Origin of the sequence: Halolamina salina (assembly GCF_042678005.1) — an archaeon.
In the GTDB taxonomy this organism is placed as follows: domain Archaea; phylum Halobacteriota; class Halobacteria; order Halobacteriales; family Haloferacaceae; genus Halolamina; species Halolamina salina.
In genome coordinates, this window is record NZ_JBHUDH010000139.1 from 13,156 (window position 1) to 20,931 (window position 7,776).

Consider the following 7,776-nt stretch of genomic DNA (forward strand, 5'->3'; position numbering starts at 1 on the left):
GGGGCCGCGCGGGCGGTCGCGCTTCGCCGGCGAGTCCGTCCCCGCCATCGACGGCGACGGCGAGGCCGGAGCGGGCTGGTACCACACGGCCGACGAGTCCACGGCCGCGTATCTCCGCCCAGAAACCGAGCGAGCGTCGCTGCCGGCGGGGATCACGTTCCAGTTCGTCAACCACACCCGCGAGCAGCTCGGCTGCGGCCACTGGTACGTGTACAAACTGCACGACGGCGAGTGGTTCGACCTCGGTCCGTACGTCCGGACCGCCGACTGTCGGATGGTCCGGCCCGCGGGCACGGAGTCGTGGACGCTGCACGCCTACCGCGGCGGCGGCAGCCTCCCCCCGGAGGACGGCCGCGCCTACCCCTACCTCGGCGGCGGTCGCTACGCCGTCTCGGTCGGCTACGGCGACGAATCCTCCTCAAGTACGGCGATGGTCGAACTGGTCGGCGATCCGATCGAGATCGTCCCGACCGACGACGTGGAGCACGAACGCGACGGCAGCACCGTCACCGTCACTACACCCGAGTGGTCGGGCGGCGACGGCGAGCGCGACGTGACGCTCTCGGTGACCCGCGCCGACGCGGCCGAGGAGACGCTGATCCGCGAGCAGGTGATGCGGGGGTGGTACCGCGGCCTGCGGAACACGCTCCCGTTCTTCGCCGAGGGCGTCGACGAGGTACGGCTCCGGAGCAGCGAGCGGGTCACCTACGGGCTGGTCGGCTACGACGAGTCGCCCTACCGCGCCCGCGTCGACGGGCAGGCGTACGAGGTCAGCCTCGTCGGCGAGGCGTAGCCGGCCCACGCCGGCCGATCGACTGCCGGTAGCGCAACGCCCACCCCGTCGGCGCCACCACGGTCGTGTATGTCGACCAATGAGAGCGACACGTTCGAGATCGGCGAGTACACCGTCCACCGGCTCGGCTTCGGCGCGATGCGGCTCTGTGGCGAGGACATCATCGGCGCGCCCGACGACGAGGAAGCCGCCCGCGAGGTCGCGCGCGAGGCCGTCGATCTGGGTGTCGACTTCATCGACACCGCGGACTCCTACGGTCCCGGCACCAGCGAGCGTCTGCTCCGGGAGGCCGGCGTCGTGGACGACGCGCTGGTCGCCACGAAGGGCGGCCTGCTCCGGAACCACGACGGCGACTGGCTCCCGCTCGGCGACCCCGACTACCTCCGCAACGCCGCGCTGGCGTCGATCGACCGACTGGGCGTCGACAGCATCGATCTCTACCAACTCCACCGTCCTGACCCGGACACCGAGTTCGAGGAGTCGGTGACGGCGCTGGCGGAACTCAAAGACGACGGGCTGATCGACAACGTGGGGCTGAGCAACGTCTCCGTCGAGCAGTTGGAGACCGCCCGCGACCACGTCGAGATCGCGACGGTCCAGAACGAGTACAACCTCACGAACCGCGAGCACGAGGACGTACTGGCGGCCTGTGAGGACGCCGGGATCGGCTTCATTCCGTACTTCCCGATCGGCGCGGGCGACCTCGGCGAGAAAGCCGAAGTCGTCGACGAGATCGCCGACGCACACGACGCCTCGCGCTACCAGATCGCGCTGGCGTGGCTGCTGGGGCGTTCGGACGTGACGCTCCCGATCCCGGGCACGTCGAGCGTCGAGCACCTGCGGGAGAACGTCGCCGCCAGCGGGATCGACCTCTCCGAGTCGGAGCTCGCGCGGCTGAGCGAGTGAGGACGGCTCAGTAGATCAGTTCGTCGTCGTTCTCGACCATGTACAGCGTCCGCGCGGCGATGTTCACCGTGTGGTCGCCGACGCGTTCGAGGTCACGGACCGTCAGCAGCAGCCGCGACACGTCGGCCATCAGGTCCTCGATCTCGCTCTCGTCGTCGGCCTCCTTCTCGATCAGGTCGCGGACGATGATCTCGGAGGCGTCCTCACACAGCGCGTCCATCTCGTCGTCGCGCTCGGCGACCGCGAAGCAGCCCTCGGCGTCCTCGTCCTCGTAGGCCGCCATCGCCATCGCGAGCATCTCCAGCGTCTCGTCGCCGATACGCTGGACGTCCACGTCGGGGAACACCTCGTAGCGGGCCTCGGCGGCGTACTCGCCGAGGTTGGTCGCGAGGTCGGCGATCCGCTCCAAGTCGGTGATGATCTTGAACGAGGAGGCGATGAAGCGCAGGTCGCCGGCGACCGGCTGCTGGAGCGCGAGCAGATCGATGCAGTCCTGTTCGAGCTCGAGGTACAGCTCGTTCACCTCGCTGTCGCGATCGATCACCTCCTGCCCGAGTTCGTCGTCCTGTCGTTCGAGCGCGTCCAGCCCCATCCGGAGGCGCTCGGCGACGACCTCCCCCATGTAGAGCACGTCCTCCCGCAGCGATTCGAGCTGTCGTTGGTAGTCGTCCCGCGGCATGGGCCTCGATTGCGCCGCGGGGTAGATAACTGTTCGAGACTCCGCCCCGTCTCCCGTGGGGAACGTAGCCACGGGGCCGGCTCGGCAGCCGTCGGCGGCGATACGCGCCGCTGTTCGATCGGCGGCGACAGAGAGAATCCGTCGAAAACGCGGTCGGGCTACCCGAACTTCCCGGTGATGTAGTCCTCGACCCGATCGTTCTCGGGGTTCTCGAACACCTTCTCGGTGTCGTCGAACTCCACGAGCTCGCCGCCGGTGAGGAACACGGCGGTCTTGTCGGAGATGCGGGCGGCCTGCTGCATGTTGTGCGTGACGATCACGACGGTGTACTCCTCGGCCATGTCGTCGATCAGGTCCTCGATCTTCGAGGTCGCGACGGGGTCGAGCGCCGACGCCGGCTCGTCCATCAGAACCACCTCGGGGTCGACCGCGATCGCGCGGGCGATGCAGAGCCGCTGCTGCTGGCCGCCCGAGAGGTCCAGCCCCGACTGATCGAGTTGGTCCTTCACTTCGTCCCAGAGCGCGGCGTCCCTGAGCGCCTGCTCGACTTTCTCGTCTAAGTTCTCGGTGCGGTCCTGCAGGCGCAGGCCGTAGGCGACGTTGTCGTAGATGCTCTTGGGGAACGGGTTGGGCTGCTGGAACACCATCCCGATGCGCCGGCGCAGCGCGACGGGGTCGACGTCGTCGTCGTAGACGTTCTTCCCGTCGAACAGCATCTCGCCCTCGACGCGGGCGGCGTCGATCAGGTCGTTCATCCGGTTGATGCTCCGGAGGTAGGTGGACTTCCCACAGCCCGAGGGGCCGACCATCGCGGTCACCCGCTTCTCGGGGATCTCCATGCTCACCGAGCGCAGCGCCTGCTCGTCGTTGTACCAGACGCTGAGGTCGCGGCTCTCGATGATCGTCGACGCCTCGCCGTCGGCGTCCCGGTCGCGCCCCCGTTCTTCGGGGACGCCGACCGCGTACTCGTCGCCGCTCGATCCCTCGCTCATGTCTGTTTGCTGGTCAGCGTTGCTCATAGTGGTTGCGTACGTAGATCGCGATCGAGTTCATGCTCAGCATCGCGGTCAGCAGCACCACGATGCCCGCCGCGAGGACGGTGGTGTAGAACGCCGGGCTGGCGTACGTCGACGCCCAGACGTACAGCTGCAGCGGCATCGCGCCGATCGCGGAGTTCCAGGAGTCCGGCACCCCGAACACCTGCGCGGCGCCGATCACCAGCAGCGGCGCGGTCTCGCCGATCGCCCGCGAGAGCGCGAGGATCGTCCCCGTCAGGATCCCCGGGAACGCCCGGGGGAGGACGACGTTCTTGACGGTCTGCCAGCGCGTCGCGCCCATCCCGTAGGAGGCCTGTCGGGCGGAGTCCGGCACCGCCCGGATCGCCTCCCGCGCGGAGATGATCACGATGGGGAAGACGAGCAGCGCGAGCGTCGCGCCGCCGACCAGCAGCGTCCCGGTCGGCTGGCCCCCGTAGCGGACGAACAGCCCCAGCCCCAGCAGGCCGTACACCACGCTCGGCACGCCCGCGAGGTTGCTGATGTTCACGTCGATGATCCGCGTCAGGGTGGTGTCGGGCGCGTACTCCTCTAAGTACACCGCGGCGCCGACGCCCGCCGGCACCGCGATGGCGGCGACGACGAACATCAGCAGGATCGTCCCCACGACCCCGGAGTAGATCCCGACCGCGGAGGCGTCGGCGCCGCTCTGGACGGTGCTGGTCAGGAAGCCCCAGTCGACCCACGACTCGGGGCCGGCAAAGCCGAGCGCCCCGACCAGCAGTTCGCCCGTCAGGGCGCCGGCGACGACGACCGCGGGCAGCAACAGCCCGACGCGTCGGTCGGGACGCTCCTTCAGGACGATCGCGACGTAGATCCCGGTCGGCACCGCGGCGAACAGCGCGAGCGCGACGCCCGGGATCGCGCCCAGCCCGCTCGCCATCCCCACGACGCCGCCGGCGGCGCTGCCGAGCAGGATCGCCGTGCCGGCGATCCGCCCCGCACGCTGGCCCCACCGACCGCCGAGCCAGCGTCCCAGCAGGAGCGCCTCGGGCACCCCGAGGGTCAGCACGAGCACCATCCAGTCCGCCGGCACCGTCGGAAGCTCCTGGACGAACCCCGGGATCACCAGCAGTGAGCCGATCGTCGTCCCGAGCAGCAGCACCAGCTTCGCGAGGAACGGCACGTCCCGGTCCGTCCGGCGCAGCGCGGCGGCGACGCTGATCGGTACCGCGAGCGCGATGACGAAGGAGAGCCACACCAGCGTCGGGATCACGTCGATGAACAGCGCGGCGAGTCCGCCGGCGTACAGCGCCGCGATCCCCGGCATCACGGTGCCGAGCAGTCCCGTCGTGAGCGTGCCGTAGCTCCGCCGGTAGCTCCACCAGCCCACGCCGACGGTCGGCACGACCAGCGTGAGGAAGAAGGTGAGATGCCAGCCGGGGTCTGCCGACAGCGGCTTGAACGCGTCGTTGGCGACGTACACCAGCAGCACCGCGAGCGTGAGGATGCCCGCGAGCGTCGACGCGAGTAGCACGGCCCGGAACAGCTTCCCGACCCGTCGGCTGACTCGGCCGAACGCGTTCTCGGTGCTCATTGGTAGTCCTCCTGGTACCGTCGGGAAATCAGGTCACTCAGCACGTTCATGGCGAGCGTGATCACGAACAGCACCAGCCCGACCGCGAACAGGCTGCGGTAGGCCAGCCCGCCGCCGGTGATGTCGCCGGTCAGTAGCTGGATCATCGCCGCCGTCATCGTCATCCCCGGCTCGAGGTACGACTCGGGGTCGAACAGCGTGAGGTACGAGGAGAGCCGCGTCGGGTCGAACTCGCGGGCGAGCGAACCGGTAGCGAGCGTGACCGCCATCGTCTCGCCGATCGCTCGCGAGATCGCGAGGATAAACGAGGAGAAGATGCCCGAGATGGCCGCGGGGACGACGATCCCCGTCGACACCTCGTACTTAGTCGCGCCCATCCCGTAGCCGGCCTGCCGGAGGTCGTCGGGCACCGCCTGCATCGCGTCCTCGGAGACCGACGCGACCATCGGGAGGATCATGATGCCGACGACGATACACGCCGAAGCGACGTTGAACAGCCCGTCGACGCCGAACAGCGAGTCGAGCACGGGCGTGATGTACGCCACCGCGAAGATGCCGTAGATGATCGACGGGACCCCGGCCAGGATCTCGAGTGCGGGCTTGAGGTACGACCGCGCGCTCTCGCTGGCGTACTCGCTGAGGTACAGCGCGGTCGCGACGCCAAGTGGGATCGCGATCAGCCCGGAGCCGATCGTCACCATCAGGGTCACCGCCACCAGCGGCATCACGCCGAGGTCCGGCCCCTGCAGCCCCCACTCGCTGCCGGTGAAGAACTCCGTCACCGTCGCGGTCGGTCCCTCGACGCCGACCAGCGACGCACTGATCGAGAAGAACTTGGCCGCCTCGAACACCAGCAGCGCGATGATGCTGAGCGTCGTCAGCACCGACAGCGCCGCACACGCGAAGAAGAACCCTTTGGCGAGGAGCTCCCGCGAGGAGTTCTGTGTCCGTCTGGTCAGCTCCCTCGCTTCGTCCCCACTCATACTGAATCGTTCATCGGCGTATCACGGAAAAAGCGCTTCGTTGTGAGGTCCACGGCGCGGTGGTTACTCCGAGGCGGCCTCGATCGCGGAGTCGAGTCGGTCGAGCATCTCGTCGCGCTCCGCCTCGGTGTTGGGGACGTAGCCAACCTCGTTCGCGACGATCTGCTCGCTCGTGCTGTACTCGAGCCAGAAGCGCGCGAACTCCGCGATATGCTCCTCGGCCAGCGCCGACTGGGCGGGGTAGGTGAACAGCGGCCGCGAGAGCGGCTGGTACTCGCCGCTGCTCGCGGTCTCCAGCGTCGGCTTCACGCAGCCGTCGCCGTTGTCGATCGCCAGCGCGGTCACGCGGTCGGTGTTCTCGGAGTAGTAAGCGAAGCCCATGTAGCCGATCGCGTACTCGCTGTTTGCGACGCCGTTGATGATCTGGTTGTCCTGCTCGGTCGCCTGGTAGTCGGTTCGGTGGCTCCCCTCCTCGCCGATGATCTCCTCGAGGAAGTAGTCGAACGTCCCCGAGGCGTCGGTGGGGCCGTAGAGCTGGATCTCCTCGTCGGGCCAGTCGGAGTTCACGTCGCTCCAGGTCGTCGGCTGGCTCTCGGCGGACCAGATCTCCCGCAGTTCTTCGACGGTGACGCAGTCGTCCTCGCCGAACCAGTCGGCGTCGTTGTTGACGACCACCGTCACCGCGTCGGTCGCGACCTTCAGTTCGACCGGGGTCACGTCGTTGTCCGCGCACTGCTGCTCCTCCGTCTCGCTGATCGGGCGGGAGGCGTTGTTGAAGTCCGTATCGCCCGTACAGAAGTAGTTCGTGAAGCCGCCGCCGCTCCCGGTGGAGTTGATCGAGATGTCGACGTCGGGGTGCTGGTCCGTCTCGTCGACGTTGGGGTACTCGCCGCTGCCGGTGAACGCGCCGCGCATCGCCACCGAGAGCGGGAACACCGTCGAGCTCCCCGAGATGTCGATGTTACCCGAGAGCCCGCCGCCGGTTTCGGTGCCCGTGTTGCTCGTACAGCCGGCTGCCGCGACCGCACCCGTCGCGGCCGCGCTCGCGAGGAACGATCGTCGGGAGACGCCGTCGGTCTGTTTTGCCATCACCGGATACTCCCCTCACGGAGGTAAATACACTACTATGAAATCTATATAGAACAACGTTCGCAAACGGTTCTCACACGCTCGCTTTGGACCGGCTCCCCCGACCGAAGGGGAACGGTAGATGACGGACGCTTCGTCTGTTGCGTCGTCGCACGACGCCGAAATCCGTCTCGATAGTTCGTGGCTCGCTCGGGTATCGATCGGGTCCGGTACTCCCCTGACGTGAAAGTATATAGCTGAGGGGAACGTTTATGACCGTTCCGCCGGCTATCCTCTCCCGATGGCCGAAACCCGGAAGGTGCAGGTGACCGGCGGGTCGACGTTTACCGTGTCGATACCCAAGGAGTGGGCGACCGAGAACGACGTCGAGGCGGGGAGCCGCGTACAGTTCCACCCCGAGGACCACTCGCTCATCCTCACGCCAGTCAGCGAGGAGGGGCGGACGGAGGGGAGCCTCGACGTGGCGGGGCTGGAGGGCGAGGAGCTCCGGCGCGCGGTGATGACGATGTACGTCTCGGGGTTCGACGTGATCGCTTTCGAGGCCGACCGCATCACGACCGACCAGCGCCGGGAGATCCGACAGGCGGCCCAAGGCCTCGTCGGGCTGGAGGTGCTCGAAGAGACCGCCGAGCGCGTGGTCGTCAGGGATCTGCTCGACTCCTCGGAGCTGTCGATCCACAACGCCGTCGACCGGATGCGGCTGATCGCGTCGTCGATGCTCGAAGACGCCGTCG

Annotated in this window: 7 protein-coding genes and 1 pseudogene; 3 read left to right on the plus strand and 5 right to left on the minus strand. The window is 68.0% G+C overall.

Annotation, left to right across the window (positions count from 1 at the left end; translation table 11 throughout):
* Together ACFR9S_RS11940 and ACFR9S_RS11945 are read left to right on the plus strand one after the other, a co-directional pair.
* Positions 1-793 (plus strand): annotated as a pseudogene (locus ACFR9S_RS11940) (hypothetical protein); the annotation flags it as partial.
* Positions 794-862: 69 nt separating this feature from the next.
* Positions 863-1,699, plus strand: coding sequence for an aldo/keto reductase (locus tag ACFR9S_RS11945; RefSeq protein WP_379731949.1), 837 nt, complete (start codon positions 863-865; stop codon positions 1,697-1,699).
* Between the two features lie 7 nt (positions 1,700-1,706).
* Here the strand turns inward: ACFR9S_RS11945 and phoU are convergent, their stop codons facing one another.
* The 5 genes from phoU to ACFR9S_RS11970 form a co-directional block, all read right to left on the minus strand.
* Positions 1,707-2,378, minus strand: a complete 672-nt coding sequence (gene phoU, locus ACFR9S_RS11950) for a phosphate signaling complex protein PhoU (RefSeq protein WP_379731950.1) — start codon at positions 2,376-2,378, stop codon at positions 1,707-1,709.
* Positions 2,379-2,536: 158 nt separating this feature from the next.
* Positions 2,537-3,370: a phosphate ABC transporter ATP-binding protein PstB gene (pstB, locus tag ACFR9S_RS11955; protein WP_379731951.1), complete on the minus strand. Its 834-nt coding sequence runs from the start codon at positions 3,368-3,370 to the stop codon at positions 2,537-2,539.
* Positions 3,371-3,383: 13 nt separating this feature from the next.
* Entirely contained in the window at positions 3,384-4,970 is a 1,587-nt protein-coding gene (pstA, locus tag ACFR9S_RS11960) for a phosphate ABC transporter permease PstA (protein WP_379818756.1), read from the minus strand.
* Complete coding sequence (gene pstC, locus ACFR9S_RS11965) at positions 4,967-5,953, minus strand: phosphate ABC transporter permease subunit PstC (protein WP_379731379.1); 987 nt, start codon at positions 5,951-5,953, stop codon at positions 4,967-4,969. The genes pstA and pstC overlap by 4 nt, the downstream gene beginning before the upstream one ends.
* 63 nt (positions 5,954-6,016) lie before the next feature.
* Complete coding sequence (locus ACFR9S_RS11970) at positions 6,017-7,042, minus strand: PstS family phosphate ABC transporter substrate-binding protein (protein WP_379731380.1); 1,026 nt, start codon at positions 7,040-7,042, stop codon at positions 6,017-6,019.
* Positions 7,043-7,322: 280 nt separating this feature from the next.
* On the opposite strand from ACFR9S_RS11970, the gene ACFR9S_RS11975 reads away from it, so the two are divergent.
* On the plus strand, positions 7,323-7,776 hold a 454-nt coding region (locus ACFR9S_RS11975; RefSeq protein WP_379818757.1), incomplete at its 3' end, for an AbrB/MazE/SpoVT family DNA-binding domain-containing protein.

Coding starts and splice junctions, on each gene's coding strand:
- ACFR9S_RS11945 (WP_379731949.1), top strand. CDS start 863: ATGTCGACCAATGAGAGCGACACGTTCGAGATCGGCGAGTACACCGTC.
- phoU (WP_379731950.1), bottom strand. CDS start 2,378: ATGCCGCGGGACGACTACCAACGACAGCTCGAATCGCTGCGGGAGGAC.
- pstB (WP_379731951.1), bottom strand. CDS start 3,370: ATGAGCGAGGGATCGAGCGGCGACGAGTACGCGGTCGGCGTCCCCGAA.
- pstA (WP_379818756.1), bottom strand. CDS start 4,970: ATGAGCACCGAGAACGCGTTCGGCCGAGTCAGCCGACGGGTCGGGAAG.
- pstC (WP_379731379.1), bottom strand. CDS start 5,953: ATGAGTGGGGACGAAGCGAGGGAGCTGACCAGACGGACACAGAACTCC.
- ACFR9S_RS11970 (WP_379731380.1), bottom strand. CDS start 7,042: ATGGCAAAACAGACCGACGGCGTCTCCCGACGATCGTTCCTCGCGAGC.